Below are 24,679 nucleotides of genomic sequence, written 5' to 3' on the forward strand. Positions count from 1 at the left end.
CCGCAAGTGCGGCCTTTAAAAACGGTAAAGCGAGATTACTTCTTCAATTTGGCGAAGGCATCGGCAAAGGCATTACCCATGGCCGCGTTGGCTGGCGCCTTAGGCTGCTTGTACTGACCCTTAGACTGATTCTTGCCCTGTGGGCCTTTACCTTGATGTCCCTTGCCCTGACCCGCTTTCGCCTGGCTCTTGCCGCCTTGGTGAGACATTTGCTTCTCGCCCGGCTTCTCGTCCAGACGCATGGTCAGGCTGATACGCTTACGCTCGGCGTCGACCTCCATCACCTTGACCTTGACCACATCGCCTGCCTTCACCACAGTGTGAGGATCGCTGACAAACTTGTCGGTTAGCGACGAGATATGCACCAGACCATCCTGATGCACGCCGATATCGACGAAGGCACCGAAGTTGGTCACATTGGTCACCACGCCCTCTAAGATCATCTCCACCTTAAGATCTTTGATCTCCTCGACCCCTTCCTTAAACACGGCGGTCTTGAACTCGCCGCGGGGGTCACGACCCGGCTTATCCAGCTCGCTGAGAATATCTTCTATGGTCGGCAGACCAAACTCCTCGGTCACAAACGCCTTAGCATCGATCTGCTTGAGCAGATCTGTGTTGCCAATCAGGGCATCCACCGCCTGCTGCTGGGCCTTGGCGATAGACTCGACCAGGGCATAGGTCTCCGGGTGCACCGCGCTGGCATCCAGCGGGTTGTCGCCCTCACGAATACGCAAGAAACCCGCCGCCTGCTCGAACGCCTTGGGGCCGAGACGTGGCACCTTAAGCAGCTGTTTACGCGAGGTAAACTGACCATTTTGGTCGCGGTACTCGACGATATTGCGCGCCAGCGTCTTGTTCAGGCCGGCCACCTGAGTCAGCAGCGGCATGGAGGCCATGTTGAGATCCACGCCAACGCCGTTTACACAGTCTTCCACCACAGCCTCGAGGGACTGTGACAGCTGGCTCTGACTCACGTCATGCTGATACTGACCCACGCCGATAGACTTAGGCTCTATCTTCACCAGCTCGGCCAAGGGATCCTGCAGGCGACGTGCGATAGAGACCGCGCCGCGAATCGACACGTCCAGCTCGGGAAACTCCTCCGCCGCCAGCTCGGAAGCCGAATAAACCGAGGCGCCGGCCTCGCTCACCATGATCTTGGTGAGTCCTGGCAACTCGCTCTTCAGCTGGGCGATCAGCTCGCCCGCCAGCTTGTCTGTCTCACGGGAGGCGGTGCCATTGCCTATGGCTATCAGCTCTACCTTATGCATCTTCACCAGGTTCGCCAGGGTGCGGAGCGACTTGTCCCACTGGTTTTGCGGCGCATGGGGGAAGATGGTGGTATGGGCCATCAGCTTGCCCGTGTTGTTGACTATGGCCACCTTGACGCCGGTTCTTAGGCCTGGATCTAATCCAAGTGTCGCCTTGGCACCGGCAGGCGCCGCCATCAGCAGATCGCCAAGATTTCGGGCGAAGACATTAATCGCCTCGGTCTCGGCACGCTCGCGCAACTTGGCGATAAACTCTGTCTCCATCTGCAGCGCGATCTTGATGCGCCAAGTGGAGGTAACCACCAGCTTAAGCCACTGATCCACTGCGGAATCGCTCAGCTTGAGCCCGAAGTGATCGGCAATGATCACCTCGCAGTAACTGCCTTGCTTGGCCTCGCTGTCCGGGTCGGCATTCATGCTCAGGCTCAACACGCCTTCGTTGCGACCACGCAACATGGCCAGGGCACGGTGAGAAGGCACATTCATCAGCTTCTCGCTATGCTCGAAATAGTCTCTGAACTTGGCGCCCTCTTTCTCCTTCCCCTTCACCATACGGCTCTCGAGCACCGCGTTCTGGGTCAGATGTTGACGCACCTTCTGCAGCAATTCGGCATCTTCGGCAAAACGTTCCATCAGGATAAAGCGCGCGCCATCGAGCACGGCCTTCACTTCATCGAAACCCGCCTCGACATTGAGGTATTCGCTCGCCAGGGCCTGAATATCAGCCTGACGATCACTGAGCAAACGATCCACCAGAGGTTCGATACCGGCCTCGATGGCAATCTGCCCCTTGGTTCGACGCTTAGGCTTATAGGGTAGATAGAGATCTTCCAGGCGCGTCTTGCTGTCGGCCTGATCGATAGCGGCCTGCAGCTCGGCGGTCAGCTTGCCCTGGGCCTGAATGCTGGAGAGGATCACCTGACGGCGATCGTTGAGTTCGCGCAGATAGCCCAGGCGGCTATAGAGGGTGCGCAGTTGGGTATCGTCTAAACCACCTGTGACCTCTTTGCGATAACGTGCCACGAAGGGAACCGTCGCGCCGTCATCCAATAGAGTGATAGTTGCCGTCACTTGCTGCTCACGAACATTAAGTTCCTGAGCGATGATTTGTGCAATATTTTGCATAGATTACGTCGTGCCCAAATAGAGAGTTAAGTGCCGCCAAAGATAACACAGCCCAGTGCCAAGTTGTACGCCCTATCTGTCGCAACCCCAGATATTAAAGGGCAATTAAGGCGACACGTCTCTCAGTTTAGTTGCGTTTTTCGCATAGCTCCTGCCAACGGCGCGTCGCCTCAGCCTGACCATTACGATAGCCGATGTAACAGTTGAGCTTCTGGGTGGTATCGCTCTGGAATGGCTCCTCGATAGGGGCTGGCACCTCGATAAGATGCAGGCCACCACTGGCGATGCAGCCACACAGGGTATCGACAAACTCACCGCTTTGCTGACACAGATGCCCCCTGCCACCATAGGCCTGAATCAATAACTTAGGATCGAACCCCTCATGATTACAGGCATAGATGGGCGCGTCGCCGGCCTTACCCAGATGGAAGATGTTGTTGCGCATGTAGACGATAACCAGGTTGGCCCCCTGCTTCTGCAGGTTAATCAGCTCGTTCGCCTGGAAGTTAAAGCCACCGTCGCCGGTGATCACCACCACCGGCTGCTTACTGTCTTGCTCGGCTAGCTGATCTACCACGGCTCTGGCATAGGGCAGGCTGGTGCCCATGGCCGCATACCAAGGATTAGCCAGATAGCTGCGGCCGATATCGCTGCCCAGGGTCGTCAGCTCGAAGCTGGCAAACAGCGAGTTACCCACCTCGGGCAGAAAGATGAAGGGGTGCTGGCTAGCCTGCTGCGCCGCGTTGATACAGGCCGAAAGATGGTGATAGCCCAACTCGGCATCCTTGGTACTCACAGGCGTTGACGCTCTAGAGTCGGCCTCAAGAGTCAGACTTGGGGGTGCACTGATGATTGGCTGCTCGCTCAGCAGCTCCACCACGGCGGCGATATCCGCCTCCCACTGGGCGGTGCCCTTGAGCATGGTCTTGTTGCCATGGTTGTCTATGGCGTGAGTCTGGCTGCTAAAGGCGTTGTTGGTGTCCGAGGGGAAGATGGCCGTGCCCAGCTCGAGCACATAGTCGGCCTGGGTCTCGATATAGTCCTGATTCGGCAAGCGGCTGAATACGCCGTTGTAGCTACCCAGGCAGAGTGGCCGCGACTCATCCAACATTCCCTTACCAAACCAGGTGGTGGCATAGGGCAGACCATTTTGCTCGCAGAAGGCCAAAATCTTCTCAAGCAGCGGCGCATTGAGCCTGAGCTTCTCGCCGAGGAATACCAGCGGCGCCTTGGCACGCTGCAGCTGGGTGCGGATCTGACAGGCAATCAGCTCGGCGCCGCTCAGGTTTAGCGCCTGGGGCCTAAGTTCACTCGGCGAGGCAGGCAGACTCAGCGCCTGGGTGGGCTGATAGATAAGATCCCGTGGCACCTCTATATACACGGGCTGACGATTCACATAGGCATAGGTGAGCAGCTGCAGAAATTGCTCGGCGGCCACGTTAGGCTGGCCGCTGTGACGCTGGCCCTGCAGACGCTCGGCGCGCACGCCCAGCGCCTTGAAGGCGTTGAGCGCCGCATCGAGATCCGTGTGCCATGCCGTGTGAGGATGCACGCTGTGGTGCAGCGCCTGACTGTTTATCTCCGCCTCGCCGGGTGCGCCCGAGATAAACACCACGGGCAGGCCTTCGGTACGTGCCAGGGCCGCCGCCGAGGTGCAGGGCAGGCTACCGACCGTATAGGTAGTCATACAGACCCCGAGCGGGTTCAGCTCGGCCTGGGCACAGGCGCTAAAGCCGGCGTGCATCTCGTTGCTAGAAGGCAATACCGCCACCCGTTTATCCAAGGTGTTGATCAGGTTAGCGACGAAGTCGCCACCGACACCATAAACACGTTTCACACCGAAGAAGGCCAGCAGCTCGGCGATGCTATCGCCAAGTAGGGGCAGATGGGCGGCGTAGTCGGCGCCAAAGTTAGATTCGATCGATACAGACACGTTAAAATCTCGGGTTGTCCAAAAATGTCTGTAGCCTAGGAGCTGCGGCGCATCTGCGCCTTGATCGAGATCATCAAGGCTTAGCGCGCAGTGCTATACCAAGGACGAACCGCAGTGACAAGATTTCGTTACAGGACTTATATTAGGCAGGTATTGATTTGTTTTTCAGTGCATTAACTGAAGCCGAAGGCGTTAGCCCAGGCTTACACCCAGGCTGAAATCGCGAAGGCAGGTTTAGTCGTCAAACGCCTTATACTGGATCTTATTGACGTACCACTCCTTCTTACCGGCGGGCGTGTTGACCACTACTTCATCGTCCACCTGCTTGCCGATGAGCGCCCTCGCCATGGGCGAATCTATGGTGATATAGCCAAGCTTGGTATCCAGCTCATCCTTGCCGACGATACGATAGCGCACTATCTTGCCCGCCTCGTCCTCCAGCTCCACCCAGGCGCCGAAGAACACCTTGCCCTCCTGCTGGGGCGAGTAATCGACGATCTGCAGATCTTCCACCCGCTTCACCAGATAGCGCACCCGGCTGTCTATCTGCCGTAGCAGACGCTTGTTATAGGTGTATTAGTACCATGCCAATAAGCATACTAAGTAAGTGAAAGTGAATAGTTTAATGCTCTAGATCAATAGATTTTCTTTCAAAGAACATATGTTAGTAACACTAACTATGTAATAAAAAGTATCTAGTTTAGGAAGTGATGTATGGCTTATGTTTTCAAGAGGCATGTTTACTATAAAGCGAATCAGTCAGCTTTAATGGTTACGCTTCCTGCAATTTTTACTGAAAAAGGTCTCCTTGTATCGCATCTCAGATTCCTCTATTCAAAACGTCACAAATCTCAATCTTGGATTGAACGAAATGTATTTGCAGTAGAACTACTATTAAAATTTATTAATGCCCATATAAATACTTCTACTTCGGCCACGGAGATGCTTCGCTCGTTTGTCGATACCCTATGCTTTGGTTCAATAGATAACTCAAACGATGACCAATCTGGTTTGTACTGGCAATCAAGAAGGGTTGAGGATGTTAACGTAATACTTGGCCACATCAACTTCTATTGCGACTATCTAGATGAACTTCATGGTCATAAGCTACCCAATCTAAATCCATTAAGAAAAGCCACTAAAGCTGAAGAGAGAATGCGCTGGTGCGCATACTATAAACGCCAGTCAAACTGTTTCTTAAACCACCTTAGCAATCCATCAAAACATCACTCCTCTGTGGTGCGTAACATTCAAGGTCCATTGAATCATCTATTGGCAATTGAATCAGTACATCGTTTCCCAGAAGAGCATTTCGAACGTTTCTTACAATATGGTTTTCTAAACCCCCGAACCGGTGACATGGATTTCGGAAGCCTACTAATTGTGATGCTGATGCATTATGGCGGTCTTAGATTATCCGAATGCTTCCATATTTATACCAGTGACATTTCAGTTGATACCAAATCAGGCTCAGCAATTGTTTCAGTTTTTCATCCCAGTGATGGAGCAAGTCCTGAACCAAGGTTCTCAAATCGCAGAGACTACTTAAACAGTCGCTTTCGTCAAAAGCCACGAAATGAGTACAAACGATCCCATAAGCTTTATTCCGGCTGGAAGCAACCTCTGCTAACAAATCGAAACCTATCATTTGATGTCATGTTTTTCCCAGCAAACAAGGCCAACGATTTCTCCTGGTTATTACACAAATACTTAGCAGTAAGAGTTGATGGGGCTCATCCATATCTTTTTAGCAACTCGATAGGAAAGCCTGAATCGAAGAAAAACTTCATTCAAAAACACAAGCGAGCTGTAGAACGCATCGGACTTGAAGTTGGGAAACGCCTCGGCACTAGCCCACACTCCCACAGGCACTCCTACGGCTATCGTCTAAACCAAGCGGGCTTCAACCAATTAGAAATACAAAAAGCGATGCACCATAAAAGTCCATTTAGTTGCTTGGTTTATTTACAGCCACAAGACAAAGAAATTAGAGAAAAAATAAGGATGTTGGAGCTTTGAAAAAAAAATTCTACTCCTCCCTCGCCGAGGCTCAGCAGGCGACGCAAGACTTGGTCATAACCACTCGGTCCGAATACTATAAGCGTAGGTGTGAGGACCCACGCTTACCCAGCAGCCCAAATGAAATCTATGCAGCCGACTGGCACAACTGGCCTGAATTTTTAGGCAAAGAACCCCCAAATGTCTACGCCACTTTCGCCGAGGCTCAGCAGTCCACGCAAGCCTTGGGCATCACCACTAACTCTGAATACCAAAAGCGCAGGAGTGAGGACCCTCGCTTACCCTGCAAGCCAGACCGAACCTATGCAGCCGACTGGCAGAGCTGGCCTGCATTTTTGGGCACTAATAACAAATTCTATGCCACCCTCGCCGAGGCTCAGCAGGCGACGCAAGCCTTGGCCATCGCCACCAGCTCCGAATACCAAAAGCGCAGGAGTAAGGACCCTCGCTTACCCAGTACCCCTCATGTTACCTATTCAACAGAGTGGCAATCATATACTCAATTTTTGATGCCAATTCAGATAGACACTCTCTCTGAATTAAAGAGAGCCTGCAAAGTACTGGCGATAAAAGACTCGATGCAGTATCGCCAATGTCGAAAAATCTATCCTCAGCTACCCTCTAAACCTGACAAAAAATTAAAAGAATGGGTAGATTGGTTCGATCTGTTAGATATCCCTCGTCCATACCCATATGAAAAACTGCGATCGATAGTTTTAGAGCAAAAATGTCGTACTCTGGCAGACTATAAAAAAATGCGCGTAACGCTAAATGATCCCCATATTCCTTCATCCCCGATAGAGTGTTACAGAGGAAAAGGGTGGACAAATACATTTGACTTCTTTGGCACAACAAGACCATATCAAGTCAAATATTTTGAGCCAAAGTGGAAAGAATGGGCCAATTTGATAACCGAATTTTTAAAGTCTGCAAGGGGAGGCGATACCAAAGCGAAAGACCTTTGTGAATTTGTTCGAGAATATATTGAGCCTAATAACTTTGAAACCTCACCATTGGAATATTTAACCAGAGGAAAAACCAACATTCAGCCAATGCTCGAATTGTTTGAAAAAGCTACTATTACACGTAAGAAAAAGTGGCTTTTTTCAATTAATGAATATTTAGACTGGATAATTGCTAATTTTCTAACCATTGAAGATGAAGATACGGGAGAGATATATCGCATAAAAGGAGCCAAAAACCCTTTTTCACATGTCAATTTCGATGGTGAGCAAATGCCAGTATCAATCAATGAGACGAATAAACTAGCCTTACCCTATCAATTCGTAAAAGACGCCAGAGAATGGATCCTACCTCCAAACTCAATGCTCAACCAGACTAGTTACTCAGAACTGCATCATCTTCATAAGTTCTCTGCAGACTGGATTCTTATTGATGATTCATTCCCCGTTGCCCCCTCAGATCCTGACTGTGTAACCAAAGTTGAAGGCGGTAAAACGTTCCTATGGCTGCCTATCTATTGGACCTATACCTATGCATTAATGCAGTTGCCGGCTAGAGGGAGGCAAATAGTTTATTGCGACTCAGGTGAAGCAGATACAGAAGTGCCTGACATTCAAAACGGTAAAGTAGTATGGAAAAAGAACCTAAGCCAATTAGCGGGCCTCACGACACGTCAAAGCATGGTCAGCAAAACAAAAGATAATGACTTTGGTGTTTACTACACCTCAAATAAGACTAACTTCAACGGTGAAGGATATGCCATCCCATTTATGCCATTGGAATTAGCCTATTGGCTAATAAAATTGCGGAAATGGCAAGAAAAATACAACCCTATCATTGCACCGACAAAGTGGCTTGATTGCACCCGAACTAACTTAAATGAGATCCAAAGAAAACAAAAAGGTATTAACTGTTTTCTTTTTCGAGACTATCAAGAAAACGAGCCAGGTACATTTGGTGGACGCTTAGCAACAAGGCTGGCAGCAGCACTGTTTTTCTCATCAGGAGAACAATTGAATTCTGCGACCTATAACGGACAAAGCCATAAAGAGTGCTACAAACAAATACAACAATTACAGAGTATCCCTATTTCACGCTTTAAGTCGCAATATACGCCTCACTCCATGCGAGTAAGCCTGATCAATGCTTATGCTTACGAATTTGGCATGCCACTCGAAGTGATTATGAAGCTAGTCGGACATTCATCGATTATCATGTCTATTTACTATATAAAAAGTGGCAAAACAGGCGCAAATGTTCGAGAACGACTAGAGGTAGGAGAAAAGCAAGCATTAAGCAAAAGCACAGATACATTAAGAAGTTTCATAGAGGCTCAACGAATTGAGCAGTGCAAAAGCCAGTTGATAGCAAATAGCCAAGAATATCTACAAACCATAGATAATATTCGGCCAGCTTCTAGCTATCTGTTTAAGGATTTTGGCATGTGCCCTGTCGGTGGCGCTTTTTGTAGCGAAGGCGGCTCTCCATTGGCAATGAAAACAAATATCTACCATCCAGTCAATGCGGGATACTTAGGGGAGCAAAATTGCATTCAATGCCGATTCTTTGTTACTGGACCTGCCTTTATGATGGGACTAACGGCACTGTTTAATGAAATAAGCTTAGCCGTTAACACTCAATCACATCGCTATGCAAAGTTAGAAGGCGAGCTAAGTCAAACGATCACCCAAATCGATGTGATCTCACATGAAATTTATCGACAAAAAGCCCAAAATGAGCAATTGGATAAACTCGAAAAGGAGAAAGGACAACTCCAAGCTGAAAGACGGAAACTAAACTCCGAGATAGAAACTAGAGCGAAGAAAATGGACTTATACATGTCTGACATGAACTCCATCCATAAATACCTGATTAGCTGCAAAAAACTCATCAACCAAGAAGAAAACATCAACAGTTCAAAACTACATTTGATCGTACCGCATGAGTTTGAAGTGAATATTGAGCTGGATGATGTCAGTGGTTTCCAGCTGCTATCTGAAGTATGTGAAAATGCCGAACTCTATCATAGCTGTAGCGACGAGTTAGCTGTAACCAGACGCAGTCAGGCTCTCGATAAAATATTGATTCAAAATGGGCTGAACCCGCAGTTTGTATTTCTTAGTGAAGAGCAGCAACTGGCTGTTGGCAATCAAATGACTCAACTTATGCTCACAAGACTGCAAAGCTGGGAAAAGATCGATAAACTTATTAATGGCAGTTTAGGGTTAAACGACTTCACTGAGGCCGATGGGTTATCAACTTGTGACATCAAAGAATTATTCGCAAACTCTACCCCTCTAAAGTTGGTAAATTAATATGTCAGAAATCTCCCCTCAAATAGTACTTGAACAACTAAATAAAACGGTCTCTTCACGCATTCAGAGATCACTAGATGCTATTTATCAGATTTGCATTGAACAGCAAGAAAGAGGGCTAAGTGAATTTAGCTATTCCACTATTGCACGGCTTGGAAAGGGCCGTGGAGTCCCAGCAGCTCAGAGCATTCGCAATAAAACAGGTGAACCATATAGAACACTTATTGCTAGCTTCGTAAACACCTCAGGAAAATCTGAAAAACCGAAAGCAACAACCAGCAAAAGTAAACGCTACGCATGGATTGATGAATTAAAAGATCCTGTTGTAAAACTTCAAGCTAACATCCTCTATTCTCAGAAAATTGCAGCAGAAAAGTTAGTAAAAGAAATCGTACCAATTGATCAAGTTATTGAGATATTTGACGGCGATTCATCAGCATCAACTACCACTAAACTCACCAACTTGGAGCGAGATGCTTTAGAGCACCTAATCTCATCGGAGTTTTTGCGCCGACAACGATTGGAGATAGGCCCAAATGGAAGTATATTGACGGTCGATGAACAAGAAACATTTTTCCCTGTTGCAACCATAGATGCGATAAAAAAAGCATTGCAGTATTTGTAAGCAAGGACTAGGAATACACAGTTGAGAACCAACCTAATTACCCGAGAAGGGTTTGAGAAACTCAATAAAGAGCTTAATTACCTCTGGCGCGAGTACAGGCCTGAAATCACCAAAAAAGTGACCTGGGCAGCTAGCCTTGGCGACCGCTCAGAAAACGCTGACTACAAGGAGAACAAACGTCTTCTTAGGCAAATTGACTCTCGTGTACGCTTCCTTAGAAAGCGCATTGAAGCTATCAAAGTCATTGAGTACTCTCCAGAGCAAGATGGTAAGGTCTTTTTCGGTGCCTGGGTTGAAATTGAAAATGATAATGGCGATACAAAAAGCTTCCGCATAGTTGGCCCTGATGAAATCTATGGTCGCAATGATTACATCTCTATTGATTCCCCCATGGCGCGGGCATTGCTAAAAAAAGAGGTGGATGATGAAGCAGTTGTTAAAACGCCAACAGGTGAGCAGGTTTGGTATGTGAATAGCATTTCTTATCAACCGCCTAAAACCAATTCTCAAACTTAAGCAATTGATAAGATGTATTAGTTCAGACTAGATCGTACAGTAGACATGCTCGTACCGTAACTCTCAATTGGACATTTTCGAATTAAAGCCTTAACTCTAACCTATCAGCTTCGGATAAAAATTTCTATGGGATAACGCCCCGCCAACCGCGAGCGTCAGTGAGTCCGGTTCCGGCCACGCTTTTTGTGGCCGGAACGCATTTGAGCTGCTTGTTAAGTGTTCTTGCACCAGAATAGGTCCTTAACCGTCACCTTAGTTATCTACAACATCTAAGGGAATATCATCGATAATTTGTCCAGTTTTCCAACCAGTTTTATGCAAAACCTCTTCAGGAGTATCCTCTGGTACTATGAACCAATAGCAGTAAGTCATTTCTCCACTATTACCAGTGTTTGCATTAAGCTCAGCTCCCATTTCTTCCCAATCATCATCAGAAATGCCAAGGTATCGAGCAAGATGGCTGTCAGGGACTTTTATAAGTGTCGAGATAAATGTTCCTGTAGTACGCTCTTCTCTAACAGTTTCATGGCAATAAGGACAATCAATTGGCTCTCGACAAGCTCCACATATTCCACCACCACCGACTTCAGTTACCGAAAATTTCGCTCCACATTTGGGGCACTCTTCATTCATATAAAATATCCTATTTAAACTAAGATTTGAGTACGTGCCAGGTTGCTTTCTACATTAACAACCATAACGTATAAAATGTACTCCAACTAAGATGAACACTTAACGCCGGCCACAGCGGCTGGCTAAAGTGGCACGTAATTGCGCCAGCAATTTGAGTGACACTTTTGACAGTCCGTTGCTGGCCCTTGTTAAATTTTGGCCCTTAGCTTTCCATGGTAATATCTTCAATGTTACCTTCCTCATCGAATCTAACACTGATTAAATAATTTGTAGCATCATTTGGCAGCGTGAAATCATACGCTATACCATCTTCATCATCCCAGCACTCTTGCAATACCAGAGAGTTGAAGACCTCACTAGGAGTTGGCTCTTCAATACCGATTGCATTTTTCCAGTCAGACTTACTTAGCTCTTCTAGATGATGGGAAACAAATAGATCGATTCCATACTCTCCTTCTTCAGTGCCAATAGTAGCCTTAATTGCTTCCAGAGCTTTCTCCTTCTGACTCGAATCCATTAACTATCTCTCCGAAAAATTTAACGCCGCCTTAAGCGGACAAAAATAGTTGGCTACACTTGTTGAGGCACGAAACAAAGCCAATTGTTTTTGTTCCGTTTAAAGGCCTTGTTAAATGCCTTTCACACCAGACACAAACTGATGATAAAGTTTCCAATCAGCTTGATATTTATTATCAATTTCAAGAGGGTAAATTGACTTATCCTGCAAAGCGGAATTCAACTTTTCCATCCAGTTATCAACACTTTTTACGTACCAATGCCACTCTTTTCTACCATTACCTGTTACTACAAGCATCAAATGACTTACATCGGATTTATCTAAATGCTCCAAGGCATCTTCAAAATCAATTTGAGCATTGTTAGTTTGCTCATCAGGCATTCCGCCTTCATTCGCAGACACGTAGCGCCAAATAATGGAAACTAAATACGGATATTGGCTCTCTTGCGAGCCTTCAGGAACATCTTTAAGACTTCTGAAAATAAGTGGCTTACCACCTTCCTCTCCTGTAGCAGTAAAGTAGATGTTTTCCGCTAAAACCTCAGACACTAAAGAACTCCAAAATATTATGATTACTAAAAATTTATTCATGGCATTTAACATTTTATTAGTGCGCATGCGCGTTTACCTCGTTGGACCAGTGAATACGCGCATAGCTAACTATCTGTATGTAATGAACTTATCAGCATTTTTCCCAATATACCATCTGGAAAAACGCGCATGCGCGTTTTCCAAACCTATTATCTACTTAACGAGTATTATAAGCAGTTAATTTTAAAGCCATTTATTTATTCCAAAATGAGAAAACGCGCACAAATACAGGATAAAAGTCGTTCAAAATCCTTATGATTTGAATATGACTGTATACTTATCCAGTTTTTTGATGGGGAGAAGTGAATTGCATCACGCGGGTGTAGCGATGAAAACTTCTAGGCCAGAAAGTCCGTTCGTTACTGCTCCGCCGACAACTTGCTAACAAACTTTGGGGCATTTTCGAGTTAAGAAAATGCTAACTTTGAAGTTGCAGGATAACATTGAGGTACCTCTGGGATTGAAATTGCGGCCGTTCTTAAACTAGGGCAATAACTCTCTTACGTCACACCCCAAAACCTCAGCTAGTTGATAGGCCTTTTCGAGCGTGATGTTGACTTCTCCCCGCTCAATTCGTCCTGCATAGCTACGATCTATCTCTGCCAACAACGCCATTTTATCTTGTGAGATCCCGAGAGCCTTGCGCTTATCGCGTAATTTCGCACCAAACTGGATAGCTAAGTCTTTCATTTTTCGTCTCGTTAAAGAGAAAGACTATCCAAAGTTGCGGCTTATAAAGCCACGGATTATAATCCGCATTTATAATGCAAAGCTCTCCTATCCCGGAGAGTTAGAGATAAAGAGCCGCTTTGCGAGAAAGTAATGTCAAAACCATCCATCAAGATTAACGCTCAACTATATTCAATTCTCCAGGATGAGAACTTTGACAACTTCAGTGTGACACGATTACGTGACGCATACTTGGCAATGTCTTCAACGATCGAAGAGCCAATCGAAGCTCGCAAGTATGTTTACAGGCAAATCCATAGACTGGTTAAGAAAGGCTTACTGCTTAAGAAGGGAACAAAAAACTCTAAAAGGATTGTGTACCAAAAGTCTGAGCTGTTTTTTGAGACTAAATTCATCGTGCAAAATACAACAGCGGCCACGGCAAACCAGAACACATCAGCCCCCTCGACAACTAATCATGCCATTAGGCAACTTGAAGAGCGTTTGAAAGAATCTGAAGTGGATCTACTCACTAGCATTGGTGAGTCAGAAGAGTATATGCGGTTGTATCAGTCCTTCCCCGAAATGAAGGCGCATCTCGAATCCCAGTACTTACAAGCTAGAGAAAGAAGCTCAAAACTACTTGGGCAAATCAAGGCTATCAAATCTGTCCTCTCTCACCAGCGTAAATAATCTGCATGCAACTAAGAAAATGGCAATCAGAGTGCGTCAATCGCACTCTAAAGCACTTTAATACCCAACACAGACACTTTCTTTGTTTAGCCACGCCTGGAGCCGGTAAGACGATTATGGCGGCCGAGGTGGCAGCTCAACTACTTAAAGAAGGCCTAATCGACTTTGTGCTTTGCTTTTCACCTTCCATCAATATATCTCAGGGGATCAAGTCCGCATTTTCAAAACGATTGGATTGTCGTTTCGATGGCGTAATAGGGGCTATTGGTTGCTCTTACACTTATCAAAGTATGCTGTCATTCAACGAAGATTTTTGGCAGCTGCTAAAGCGAAATCGCGTACTCGTCATTTTTGACGAAATCCATCATTGCTCTGGCAGTTCTCTAGAAGATGCGAATGCATGGGGAGAAGAGATCTTACTGAATATTCAAAACCAAGCAGAATACACCTTAGCATTAACTGGCACTCCATGGCGCTCAGATCAGGCACCTATAGCTCTATCTCGTTACACAGATCCAAACAACCAAATTCAATGCGATTACATATACGGTTTAAGGGAAGCTGTAGCTGACGGAGTATGCAGAAATCCCAAGATCGTCTTAATTGATAATGAAAAAATCTCGGTTACTGATGAAGAGAATGAAACTAAGACGTTTAATTGCCTAGATGATTTATTCAAAGGTTCTTCGGTTTCTTATCAATCGGTCATCAGAAATGATTTAGCAGTTCGACATGTGTTAAAGCTGGCGACAAACAAGCTCAATAGCATTAGGTTACACAATCCAAATGCAGCAGGACTAGTCGTTGCATCTTCGGTAGAACATGCCATTCATATCCTGAATATTCTCAGAAAGGAGTTTGCACAAACCGCTGAAATCGTCACCTACAAAGAACAACAACCGTCATTAAAAATCGATGCATTCAGAAATGGCACTACAAACTGGATTGTTAGCGTTGGTATGATTAGTGAGGGGACTGACATCCCACGTCTACAGGTATGTTGCCACCTAAGCAGAGTCAAAACTGAGCTCTATTTTAGGCAAGTTCTAGGTAGAGTATTACGTAAAAATAAAAGCAAAAACCAAGAAGCCTGGCTGTACACCTTCGCTGCACCAAAACTTGTCGAGTTTGCAAACCGCATAGCTGAAGAGATACCTGACAGTCCAGTGCTATTCCGGGACGCACTAGAACCTGAAGTCTCACAGGGCCGAGGCAATACCCTTCCTTTGCCATCCACAAATATTCCCCCAAAGTCCATTCGCGCACTTAAATTTGGACGAGCCTGCCTTGATGAACATACGCAGTCACATTTGGCAGAGTTGGTGTCGCTAGAACAATCAGCCCCTGCAGCATCATTGTCATTTGAGCTTCTCGGTGGTTTTAGAGAAAAGGTAGTTTCAACCTTTAGCTCTCCGTTCTAAACCCTCACAACAAAGTATGGTGACACCACTTTTTCAAAGTGGAGTGGACCTCGTTTAGTAGGCATCCTATGACTATTATTTGAGTACATTTTCCATACATTTATAATTTTCCATCGTACTGCGATTTATTAATAAAAAGTTATAATTATCATTACCACGTCGATCATCATCAATTTCTTTGACTTTTCGAGTGTCAATTTTCCATTGTTCAACTAAGTAATAAAAGAGTACAGCCTTAACGCTAATAGTAAGCTGTTCAGTATCCCTATCCATATCAAACTCGTAAATGAGAGTCTCTTTTTGACTTCCTTCAATCGATGGATGAACTTTAAGTACGACAGGTATAGACATGTGCCATTCCTTATCACTTTCAATACGCTGTGTCGGAGACGCTGATATATTCGGAACTTCTGTGGCTGCTTTCAATCTGGAGAAATTGAATGACTTGAATCCATCATCATTGAACTTACTACCTAAGCTATACGCTCTAAACATCCATGAAATGCCATCATAAAAAATAGCTGTAGGAAACAATTTTCTTTTTATCTGGGTGCCAATAGATCTTGAAAAATACTCACAATCAATAGCGGTTCTATTACTGATAGCCCTCGTTACTTTTGAAATCATTTCGACATCTAGTTTTTTAGGTAGTAGAGCTACTCTTTCGTACGGTATAAATCTTTGGCTATCAACCTTACCTTTGTTAAACCCATTGGCCAGCATGCTAAGCGCACTTTCAGCACTAAATGTAAGAAGTGGATTGAAAGTATTTAGCTTTATGACATTCCTACCTTCCCGATGTTCGTACGAAACATTATCTTTTCGATACTTCTTATAGTCAGAAATGGCCGCAGATGCTGATGCCTCCTTTATGCCAAAGAAGTCAGTCAAATCACTTCGGTTCAAACCTCCTTTAAACATTAATAGAAAATCAATGAAAGCCAGACGATCTGCTTTGGAAGTGCTTTGGGTTTTCTCCAAAAGCTCTAAGTAACTGTATTGATTGTTCATAATTTCATTCATTGCAAGTTGTGAATTATCGCTCTTACTGTCTATCTATCATGGACCAAAAAAAGATCACCAACAAGCACTTGATCGACGAGTCAGATCTAATTATTATACGTGGTGCTGTACTAAACTTAACCAAACACCATATAGTGTATCTAGAGGGCGGTACAACACCAATATGTAGTTATCGGTTTAAGTCTTCAGTATAGTATGTTGATAGGTAGGTCAACTTCCTTCATCGCGCAGTAGGTGATGAATCAACGTTAAAGGGATTTCCTGGCACTCTAAAACATTGAATGAGGTATACCGTGACCGAATTATTTACTAATGCCCGAGCTCTCAGTGAGCATAAGAAATCCATGTTGGTTGAAATGTTGGACTCTGTGTTTGACAACCTAGATCTGACGAAAACTCAGCGCGAACGTATTGAGACAGCCTATAACACTGTTGGTAGCTATCTGGCGAGTTGTGACCATCCATTACTTAAAGAAGCGCAAATATATCCACAAGGCTCGATGAGACTGAGAACAACAAACAAACCTCTATACCAAGAGGAATTTGACGTCGATCTAATCCTATTTTTACCTAATGCAGGCCATGCAACACGAGACGAAATAGTGAAAGTAGTCAAACAACATCTTAAAGATAACGAAGTCTACAAAGAGTTGGTGGAAGATCTGCCAAGAGGCCTTAGGATCAACTACAAGGGTGATTATCACTTAGACATCACACCTGCCAAAGAATACGACCTTCCTGGGTTACAGGGCCATCCTTTGTGGGTAGTGGATAAGCATACAGGCTTTAAGGAATCCAACCCTGAAGGGATGGCTCAAAGGTTTGAGAAAGCCTGTTCTATGTTGCCAGTAATACGCAGAAGGCACGAACTTCTGGAAGCCTTGGCCAATAAATCCGTTACGGAATTACCTGATCAGTCAAAGAAAAAACCGCTCAGTAGGATTATCCAAATTTTGAAACGCCATCGGGACGTTTGGTCTCAGCAGGGCGAAAACCTACACGCTGATTTCAGACCAATCTCTGTGATAATCACGATGTTAGCCAGTTTAGCTTACGTCGATGTCGTAAAGTCTGGAAAAGAATACGAAAGCGAGTTCGATTTGATTCTGGACGTTATTGAGCTGATGCCTCTTCATATTGAGATCAATTTTGATGGGGTCTTTGTCACAAATCCCACAATGAGACCGGAGAACTATGCTGAAAAGTGGAATCGGGTCGAAAGGCAAGAGGGGCAAAAATACCGAAATGCATTTTATGCTTGGCACCAGGCAGCAGTCGATACATTTGAGCGTCTAGCGAGTGCAAACAATCAAGGTATGGATAACGTTTTCGCAGCGCTGTCCGGTGCATTTGGGGAAAAGCCGGTACTTGCCGCCAAAAATCGAATTATCGAAGCCATTAATGAGAACAGAAATAATGGGAATCTGCGCGTTGCGCTTGGTACAGGAGCTTTAGCTGCTGCCACTGCAGGAAAGGTACATGCGGCTTCGCGGGTTGTTAGCCCAGTAGAGTCTGTTAAAAGGAATCAGTTCTATGGCGACTGATCCATTATTCCTAAAACGACTTGAACAACCAGAAATTGGCATTCGCGAACAATACCTGTCTTTGAAGCAATTTTGTCCGGGAACAGTCGTGATTACCGACAATGATAAAACGGTGCTGTGGGAGGGTACACTTCAACCCACACCACTTTCAAGAGAATACCGTGTGGTGATTAAGTATACACTCAACCATTCTCCTGTCTGCGTCATTAAAGAGCCCGATTTATCGGTCTTGGCCAAAGGTCGAAAAATTCCCCATATTTACCAGAACCAAACAGGCATAAGGGGCACTCAACTCTGTCTCTATTTACCAGTAATCAAACAAAAAAACAAAGTCAGCGAATGGCAACCAACCATGTTCTTGGCAAACACGATTCTGCCATGGGCTTCAATATGGCTAGTGTACTTTGAGTTCTGGTTATCCAGCGGTGAATGGGACGGTGGCGGTGTTGAACATGATGCAATTGCGGAGAGCGGAAGATGAAAAAATCTATCAGTTACTTTATTGAAAAAGCCGCAGATTGGTTGTTTAGGAAGCGTTCACCGGCATTGATGGTTTTCAGGGCTGGGGTTTACTTGTTACCTCTAACATTGGCAGGAGGTTGGGCTGTATCGATCATGTACAAAGATACAGAGAGAACCTTGTCGTTGGGGTATCAATCTTCAAGTACAGCACAGTTTATTGTAGGTATTTGTTTAATTGTTGACGTCGGTTTGATGGTGTTAGGGGCTGTCTGGGAATACCAACGCTATCGAGACGAAAAGAAGCGAAACGATAAAAAGAAAACCATAGTCATCGAGCAACGAGGCTTGGTCGATACATCGGATTCACCATTGAGTGAGTTTATAAAAAATAAGTGCTCATGGCCAGTCGAATCAATAGTCAATGACATCCGGGAAAAGATTACTGACAATGTAATCTCAAGGCCTGATGTGGCGTTAGCCAGAGTTAATAATTTGAAAATGAGTCTGTCTGAGAAGACGGCTCAGTCAGCAGCGTCTGATATCTCAATAGCATATGGCGGAGTATCTCCAGTTCCATTTACGTTTTATACCGGCTACCTATTAGATGATGAAAGTCAGATCTCTGTGTATGACTGGGATAGAGATGTAGGGGACTGGCGAGGACTGGATGACGTTGACGACGGAGAACAATTCAGCATTGAACCTTCATCAATCAAAGGTAATTCCGTTGTACTCGCGGTCTCGGTTTCTTATCCCGTTGATAGGCAGGCTATTGCTTCGGTTTTCACTGGTTTGCCGGTTCACTATTTGTCGCTGCCTCAGCTGGACAGAAACAACCACTGGTCGAAAGAAAAACAGGACCGACTAAGCGGGCAATTCCTAGAATATTGCAAAACGCTTCTGGGGCAAGGGGTCGGGCACATTCATTTAGTGTTGGCCTCACAAAACAGCATAGCCTTCAGATTTGGACAGGCCTATGACAAGCGTAACCTACCAAGTGTTTCTGCCTATCAATACGAACGTCACCAACCAGTGAGATACCCCTGGTGTGTACAGATCCTGCATGAAGCTGGTAAAAAACCATCAGTCATTCAAACCGAATTCAAGCATGTCGCTTGATGTTTAAAAGTGAAAAAGGAGTCAATTATGACTAACAAAAAGCAAAGTTCATCGCAAATGGCTTCATTGGCTTCATCTGTTTTGACGAGCAATGGTTCTTCTCAGATTCAGAAAGCCTTAGCAGGTTCAGTACTAAGTCAATCCAGCACATCACATCAAACCGGTGCAGAAATGGAAAGTGTTGCTTCGGCAGTGTTACAAAGCGACAAATACAATGATGTTACCAAATCTTTAGCAGCTTCTGTATTGTCACAGTCCAACAAAAAGCGTTAGCAAAGTCGGGGCTGTGCAGAAAAAGTGGTTCAATTATCCATCAACTAAGTGTGATGGATAAATGCTCTAGCTTGGAAAGGGGCGAAACGTTTTAAGTGTTAAAAACTGAAAATAGTACATCTAAAAAAGTATGGTACTAGAGTTAAATCTAGTTACATCAGCAACCTAGACAAATTAGTACACTCAGAATAGAACTAATTCATTGTCGGCGTTTTCGCTACGGTCGCCCTGGGCCGCCGCCTCCTGCACCTTCTTGGTGATCTCGGGGCGGTACTCTTTCCATAAATACTTAAGCTCTCTGTCGAGCGCTTGCCACCCTTCGCGGGTGATCAACATGGCTTTCATCTTTCTCTCGTCATGACTCAAGATGATGGCAGGCAGCGCCCGCACATCGAACGGTTTTCGCCAGATAATACCCAGTGCAGCCGTTGAAAAACAATAGTTCCGTGGCTCGACCTTGGCGAAGCAGTAAAACTAGCCGTCGCCCAACCAGTCGCCGTCTGGTAGTTTCAATTTGGTTACAATTTCCTAAGCTAGGCTCTAGCAAGGTATAATTTCAATTAATATCAGAATGTTACAAATGTTTTCTTTCGACACTAGTAAATTTTACTCCCGCCTCAATATGAAATCTCGCTAGGCTTTTAAATAGCAAAGCGGCTATATTAAGCAGGCACATAAGATTAATATTGAAATTCAGCCAGTTGAGCGGTAAACCTTGAGTCGATCGCACTGAAATAAGGGATAGAGAGCATGGGACAAGAAACCTCTAAAATTCTCGTTGTCGATGATGATATGCGCCTAAGAGCCCTGCTAGAGCGTTACCTGATGGAACAGGGTTACCAGGTCAGGAGCGCAGCCAATGCCGAGCAGATGGACAGACTGCTGGAGCGGGAGAACTTCCACCTGCTGGTGCTGGATCTTATGCTGCCTGGCGAAGATGGCCTCTCTATCTGTCGTCGCCTGCGCCAAAATGGCAATACGATTCCCATCGTGATGCTGACCGCCAAGGGCGACGAGGTGGACCGCATCATAGGCCTTGAGCTGGGCGCCGACGATTACCTGCCCAAACCTTTCAACCCCAGAGAACTCCTGGCCCGTATCAAGGCGGTCATGCGCCGCCAAGCCCCCGAGGTCCCAGGAGCGCCGACCCAACAGGAAGAGGAGATCACCTTCGGTGAATTTACCCTTAACCTGGCCACCCGTGAGATGTACCACGGTGACGAAGCCATCTCCCTCACCAGCGGCGAATTTGCCGTGCTCAAGGTGTTGGTGAGTCATCCCAGAGAGCCGCTGTCACGGGACAAGCTGATGAACCTGGCCCGAGGCCGTGACTACTCGGCGCTGGAGCGCTCCATCGACGTGCAGGTATCACGCCTGCGCCGTCTGATCGAGAAAGACGCCGCCAACCCAAGATATATCCAGACCGTTTGGGGCCTGGGCTATGTGTTTGTGCCCGACGGTGCCGCGCGGCGTTAGCCCTAGGCATCGTCCCCAATAATGAGCTGGTTTAAACGCTTTCTGCCCCGTAGCGCCTTCAGTCAGACCGTACTGCTGATAGGCTCGCTGCTGCTGGTGAATCAGCTGGTCTCCTATCTTTCGGTGGCCGTCTACTTTATTCAGCCCACCTACCAGCAGATCAACCAGCTGATCGCCCGTCAGGTCAACCTGCTGTTCGTCGACGGTATAGATATCGGCCGCGAACACCTCTCCATGGTCGATGCCCTCAACGCCAAGGTGCGCGACGACAGCATGGAGATCTACAATCTTAAGCAGGCCAGAGAGGCCGGGGTGGATCGCGCCGCCTACTACAGCTTGCTATCGGCACAGATGTCGGAGCACCTGGGTGGCAAGGCCGAGGTGCGTATCGCCCAGGGCCAGGAGTTCGAGATCTGGATCCGCCCGCCCCAGGCGCCGTCTGTGTGGATCAAGGTGCCCCTGACCGGCTTCAACGAATTTGGCCTCTCACCCCTCACTCTGTATCTCATGGTGATCGGTGCCCTGAGTGTCGCCGGCGGTTGGTGGTTTGCCCGTAAGCAGAACAAGCCACTCAAGCGTCTGCAGAAGGCGGCCATCGCCGTCTCCCGTGGCGACTATCCCGCGCCTCTGCCACCGAGCGGATCCACAGAGATCATCGAGGTAACCAACGCCTTCAATCAGATGTCCCGCAGCATGCAGCAGTTGGAGCAGGACAGAGCCTTGCTGATGGCGGGGATCTCCCACGACCTGCGCACGCCGCTGACTCGAATCCGTCTCGCCTCCGAGATGATGGTGGAGGAGGATGAGTACCTCAAAGAGGGAATCGTGCATGACATCGAGGATATGGATGCCATCATCAACCAGTTTATCGCCTACATACGTCAGGATCAGGAAGCCAACCGCGAGCAGGCACAGATAAACGAGCTGCTGCAGGGTATCGCCCAGGCCGAGTCCAATCGTGATGGCGAGATTGTGCTTGCCCTGAGCGAGTGTCCAGAGGTCCCTATGCAGGCGGTGGCGGTCAAACGTATCATCAGTAACCTGGTGGAAAACGCCTTCCGCTACGGCAACGGCTGGGTAAGGCTGAGTTCCAGCTTCGACGGCCGCTGGGTCGGCTTCGGTGTCGAAGACAATGGCCCAGGCATCCCTAGCGATCAGATCCCCAAGCTGTTCCAGCCCTTTACCCAGGGCGATAGTGCCCGTGGTAGCGTCGGCTCCGGCCTGGGACTGGCGATCATCAAGCGTATCGTCGATCGCCATCAAGGACGTGTAGTGCTCACCAATAGGCCCGAAGGCGGTCTGCATGCCCAGGTGTGGTTGCCGTTGGAATAGTTGCCCCTCTCCCCCTAAATCTTTAGCAATAGCTCCCTCGCTTCTCATCGTCAGGTGTAGTACCTAAGTGCCACATCTAAGTGCCGTGTCATTAATTTGCAATGTTTACGTCATATTCTGGCGCAAACTGTCATTGGCGCTTGATCATGAAAATTTCCACCCTCTCTCTCTGGGCCTCTGCCACCCTGTTACTGCTGGCCGCACTCTTGGCCGGTGTCGTCGTATGGAGCAACCAGGAACGTGCCCAGATAGAGCAGAAACATCAGATGCTGGCCGACCTGCAGCAGCAATTTCTGGTCGAGGTGCGTCGCCAACTGGAAAGCTATCTGAGCACGGGCAACAGCCAGCAACTCAATGACGCCAAACAACAGCTCAAGACCATAGCCGCCAGCCTGGATCAGTTCTCCCACGAGGAGGCCGCGCGGTTAAAAGGGGCTATATCGGCTTTTATTAAAGACTTGGACACCCAATACCGCGCCGCGGGTAAGCTGGCCGGCAACCCCCGTCAGCTGCTGGCCCACGCCGAGAGCGAGATGCTCTCCTACAACCAGCGCCTGGCCGAATATGCCGACAAGGGCCTAGCTGAACACCCTAAGCTGGCCAAGGAATACCTACATCTGACCCAGAGTCTACCGCCCTTGGTATATCAGCTGTCGCAGCTGACCCAGGACTATCTAATCGGCAAAGATCAGCGCCTCAAGTCCCTGCTGGCGACTCAAATCCAGGCCCTGACCGACTGGCACGATCAACTGGCCAAACTGCCACTACTCGGCCTGTATAAAACTCAGGAGGCGGACGAGTTTGCCTTGGGCGATGACGAGCCTGAACAGATAGAGATAGGCGAGAGCGACTACAGCGAGCTGCTATCCCTCAGCCAGCGCTACGGCAAGGAAGTGAGCAACACCCACCAGATGCTGACGGCCAACCAAGCCGCCCAGGAAGCCATGATGGCCGCCATCGTTAAGATTGAAGATCAGCTGCTACAACTTGGTCAGGCGCAGCAGGCACAAAACCTGCACCTCAAGCAGCAGCTACAGACCCTGCTCTACGGCGTAGTCTCAGTGCTAGCGGTGTTTGCCCTTGTCTACCTCTTGTTACAGCAACGCCGGGTGGTCAAGCCCCTCAGGCACCTGAATCAGGCCTTCATGCGTCTGAGCGAGTCCAACAACCGCGAACGCCTTACTATAGCCCGTCGCTGCGAGACCGGGCAGATTGCCGGTCACTTCAATCAACTGCTGGACAGGTTCGAGGCGGAAGATGCCGCCCAGCGGGTCAAGATAGGCCAGATCTCCACCTCGCTGTCACAGCTGGTGCACCGCATTGGCGAGCTGACCCAGGGCACAGAGACCACACTAGGCATAGTCGACACGGCGCAGAACCAGACCGAACAGGTGCGCGCCATCGCCCGTGAGGTAAGCGAACTCTCCAGCCAGGTCGAGCAACATGCCCAGCAGACCCATAGCCAGATGCTCGCCAGTCAGGAGGAGGTGCAGGCCTTCATGAGCGCCGCCGACGAGACCCAGCAGGCGGTGAACCACTGTCACCTGTCTCTGGACAGCCTTTCTACCTCGGTCAACGACGTCTCCACCATATTGGATGTGATCGGCAATATCGCCGAGCAGACCAACCTGCTGGCACTCAACGCCGCCATCGAGGCCGCCCGCGCCGGCGAGCAGGGACGCGGCTTCGCCGTGGTCGCCGACGAGGTGCGTAACCTGTCCCAACGCACTCAGGAATCCTTGCAGCAAGTGGTGACCATATTGAGCCGTCTCACCGAGGCCAACCAACAACTGACCCTGAGCGTAGAGGGAATAGCGAGCACCAGCCAGAAGCAGGCCCAGGGAGCACAGACTCTCTGGCAGGTCACCCAGACGGTGCAGCAGCAGTCTCAGGAGATGACTGAGACCGCCAAGCAGGGCACCCGCTTCAGCGTCGATCAGGCCAGCCACCTGGACAGCCTGTCACAAGCAATGGACTCGCTGAAACAACACGCCATGGCCGCCGCCAGTCAGAGCGAGGTGATCGCCGATGAGGTCGCTCAAGGGGTCGCCGACATCGAAGCCAGCCTCGGCATCGACGGACAGCCATCTCTCGAGAGCGCCGCCTAACATAGAGACTCGGGAGCAAACTGGAACCTGGCTAGCAGAAAAATTAGC

General features: G+C 47.8%; 20 protein-coding genes and 2 pseudogenes. 13 read left to right on the top strand and 9 right to left on the bottom strand.

Features of this window, described 5'->3' with window-relative positions; translation table 11 throughout:
* Window positions 1–35 precede the first annotated feature (35 nt).
* From GNT65_RS12855 to GNT65_RS12865, 3 genes and pseudogenes are all read right to left on the bottom strand, one after another.
* Window positions 36–2,399: a Tex family protein gene (locus GNT65_RS12855; protein ID WP_160796812.1), complete on the bottom strand. Its 2,364-nt coding sequence runs from the start codon at window positions 2,397–2,399 to the stop codon at window positions 36–38.
* Between the two features lie 127 nt (window positions 2,400–2,526).
* The gene (locus GNT65_RS12860) at window positions 2,527–4,332 is read right to left on the bottom strand and encodes a thiamine pyrophosphate-binding protein (protein WP_160796814.1); all 1,806 of its coding nucleotides are present in this window, start codon (window positions 4,330–4,332) and stop codon (window positions 2,527–2,529) included.
* A gap of 234 nt (window positions 4,333–4,566) precedes the next feature.
* Window positions 4,567–4,908 (bottom strand): annotated as a pseudogene (locus GNT65_RS12865) (GreA/GreB family elongation factor); the annotation flags it as partial.
* A gap of 138 nt (window positions 4,909–5,046) precedes the next feature.
* Between GNT65_RS12865 and gmtY the strand changes: the two are divergent.
* From gmtY to greB, 4 genes are read left to right on the top strand one after another with little or no spacing between them, the layout of a single operon-like run.
* Window positions 5,047–6,351 carry a gamma-mobile-trio recombinase GmtY gene (gmtY, locus tag GNT65_RS12870; protein WP_160796816.1) on the top strand — a complete coding sequence of 435 codons (1,305 nt, stop codon included), beginning with the start codon at window positions 5,047–5,049 and terminating at the stop codon, window positions 6,349–6,351.
* Entirely contained in the window at window positions 6,348–9,629 is a 3,282-nt protein-coding gene (gene gmtZ, locus GNT65_RS12875) for a gamma-mobile-trio integrase GmtZ (RefSeq protein ID WP_160796818.1), read from the top strand. The genes gmtY and gmtZ overlap by 4 nt, the downstream gene beginning before the upstream one ends.
* A 1-nt stretch (window position 9,630) precedes the next feature.
* Window positions 9,631–10,254: a gamma-mobile-trio protein GmtX gene (gmtX, locus tag GNT65_RS12880; protein ID WP_160796820.1), complete on the top strand. Its 624-nt coding sequence runs from the start codon at window positions 9,631–9,633 to the stop codon at window positions 10,252–10,254.
* A gap of 21 nt (window positions 10,255–10,275) precedes the next feature.
* Entirely contained in the window at window positions 10,276–10,770 is a 495-nt protein-coding gene (greB, locus tag GNT65_RS12885) for a transcription elongation factor GreB (protein WP_160796822.1), read from the top strand.
* Window positions 10,771–11,022: 252 nt separating this feature from the next.
* On the opposite strand, the gene GNT65_RS20550 is transcribed toward greB, so the two are convergent.
* The 4 genes from GNT65_RS20550 to GNT65_RS12900 form a co-directional block, all read right to left on the bottom strand.
* A complete protein-coding gene (locus tag GNT65_RS20550) occupies window positions 11,023–11,403 on the bottom strand; it encodes a hypothetical protein (protein ID WP_181006290.1) in 381 nt (126 codons plus the stop codon).
* Between the two features lie 202 nt (window positions 11,404–11,605).
* Complete coding sequence (locus GNT65_RS12890) at window positions 11,606–11,920, bottom strand: DUF2004 domain-containing protein (RefSeq protein ID WP_160796824.1); 315 nt, start codon at window positions 11,918–11,920, stop codon at window positions 11,606–11,608.
* 111 nt (window positions 11,921–12,031) lie between these two features.
* Entirely contained in the window at window positions 12,032–12,538 is a 507-nt protein-coding gene (locus GNT65_RS12895; RefSeq protein ID WP_160796826.1) for a DUF695 domain-containing protein, read from the bottom strand.
* Window positions 12,539–12,994: 456 nt separating this feature from the next.
* Window positions 12,995–13,201 carry a helix-turn-helix domain-containing protein gene (locus tag GNT65_RS12900; RefSeq protein WP_033540323.1) on the bottom strand — a complete coding sequence of 69 codons (207 nt, stop codon included), beginning with the start codon at window positions 13,199–13,201 and terminating at the stop codon, window positions 12,995–12,997.
* A 132-nt stretch (window positions 13,202–13,333) separates the two neighbouring features.
* Between GNT65_RS12900 and GNT65_RS12905 the strand changes: the two genes are divergently transcribed.
* Together GNT65_RS12905 and GNT65_RS12910 are read left to right on the top strand one after the other, a co-directional pair.
* Window positions 13,334–13,873, top strand: coding sequence for a response regulator (locus tag GNT65_RS12905; RefSeq protein ID WP_160796828.1), 540 nt, complete (start codon window positions 13,334–13,336; stop codon window positions 13,871–13,873).
* Window positions 13,874–13,878: 5 nt separating this feature from the next.
* Entirely contained in the window at window positions 13,879–15,294 is a 1,416-nt protein-coding gene (locus tag GNT65_RS12910) for a DEAD/DEAH box helicase (protein WP_160796830.1), read from the top strand.
* Window positions 15,295–15,369: 75 nt separating this feature from the next.
* On the opposite strand, the gene GNT65_RS12915 is transcribed toward GNT65_RS12910, so the two are convergent.
* A complete protein-coding gene (locus tag GNT65_RS12915) occupies window positions 15,370–16,305 on the bottom strand; it encodes a BrxR family helix-turn-helix transcriptional regulator (RefSeq protein WP_160796832.1) in 936 nt (311 codons plus the stop codon).
* A gap of 305 nt (window positions 16,306–16,610) precedes the next feature.
* On the opposite strand from GNT65_RS12915, the gene GNT65_RS12920 reads away from it, so the two are divergent.
* From GNT65_RS12920 to GNT65_RS12935, 4 genes are read left to right on the top strand one after another with little or no spacing between them, the layout of a single operon-like run.
* Window positions 16,611–17,861, top strand: a complete 1,251-nt coding sequence (locus tag GNT65_RS12920) for a cyclic GMP-AMP synthase DncV-like nucleotidyltransferase (protein ID WP_160796834.1) — start codon at window positions 16,611–16,613, stop codon at window positions 17,859–17,861.
* Window positions 17,851–18,342 (top strand): type II CBASS E2 protein, encoded by a 492-nt coding sequence (locus GNT65_RS12925; protein WP_160796836.1) that lies wholly within the window; start codon window positions 17,851–17,853, stop codon window positions 18,340–18,342. The genes GNT65_RS12920 and GNT65_RS12925 overlap by 11 nt, the downstream gene beginning before the upstream one ends.
* Window positions 18,339–19,442: an SAVED domain-containing protein gene (locus GNT65_RS12930; protein WP_160796838.1), complete on the top strand. Its 1,104-nt coding sequence runs from the start codon at window positions 18,339–18,341 to the stop codon at window positions 19,440–19,442. Before GNT65_RS12925 ends, GNT65_RS12930 begins: the two co-directional genes overlap by 4 nt.
* A 27-nt stretch (window positions 19,443–19,469) precedes the next feature.
* Entirely contained in the window at window positions 19,470–19,715 is a 246-nt protein-coding gene (locus GNT65_RS12935) for a hypothetical protein (protein WP_244952180.1), read from the top strand.
* 204 nt (window positions 19,716–19,919) lie between these two features.
* Here GNT65_RS12935 and GNT65_RS12940 read toward each other — a convergent pair.
* Window positions 19,920–20,060: pseudogene (locus GNT65_RS12940) on the bottom strand (transcription elongation factor GreB); the annotation flags it as partial.
* A 405-nt stretch (window positions 20,061–20,465) separates the two neighbouring features.
* On the opposite strand from GNT65_RS12940, the gene ompR reads away from it, so the two are divergent.
* The 3 genes from ompR (at window position 20,466) to GNT65_RS12955 (ending at window position 24,631) form a co-directional block, all read left to right on the top strand.
* Window positions 20,466–21,191, top strand: a complete 726-nt coding sequence (gene ompR / locus GNT65_RS12945) for an osmolarity response regulator transcription factor OmpR (protein WP_160796842.1) — start codon at window positions 20,466–20,468, stop codon at window positions 21,189–21,191.
* Window positions 21,192–21,212: 21 nt separating this feature from the next.
* The gene (gene envZ, locus GNT65_RS12950) at window positions 21,213–22,523 is read left to right on the top strand and encodes a two-component system sensor histidine kinase EnvZ (RefSeq protein ID WP_160796844.1); all 1,311 of its coding nucleotides are present in this window, start codon (window positions 21,213–21,215) and stop codon (window positions 22,521–22,523) included.
* Window positions 22,524–22,669: 146 nt separating this feature from the next.
* The gene (locus GNT65_RS12955) at window positions 22,670–24,631 is read left to right on the top strand and encodes a methyl-accepting chemotaxis protein (protein WP_160796846.1); all 1,962 of its coding nucleotides are present in this window, start codon (window positions 22,670–22,672) and stop codon (window positions 24,629–24,631) included.
* The last annotated feature ends 48 nt before the right edge of the window (window positions 24,632–24,679 follow it).

The organism is Shewanella insulae (assembly GCF_009831655.1).
GTDB classification, from domain to species: domain Bacteria; phylum Pseudomonadota; class Gammaproteobacteria; order Enterobacterales; family Shewanellaceae; genus Shewanella; species Shewanella insulae.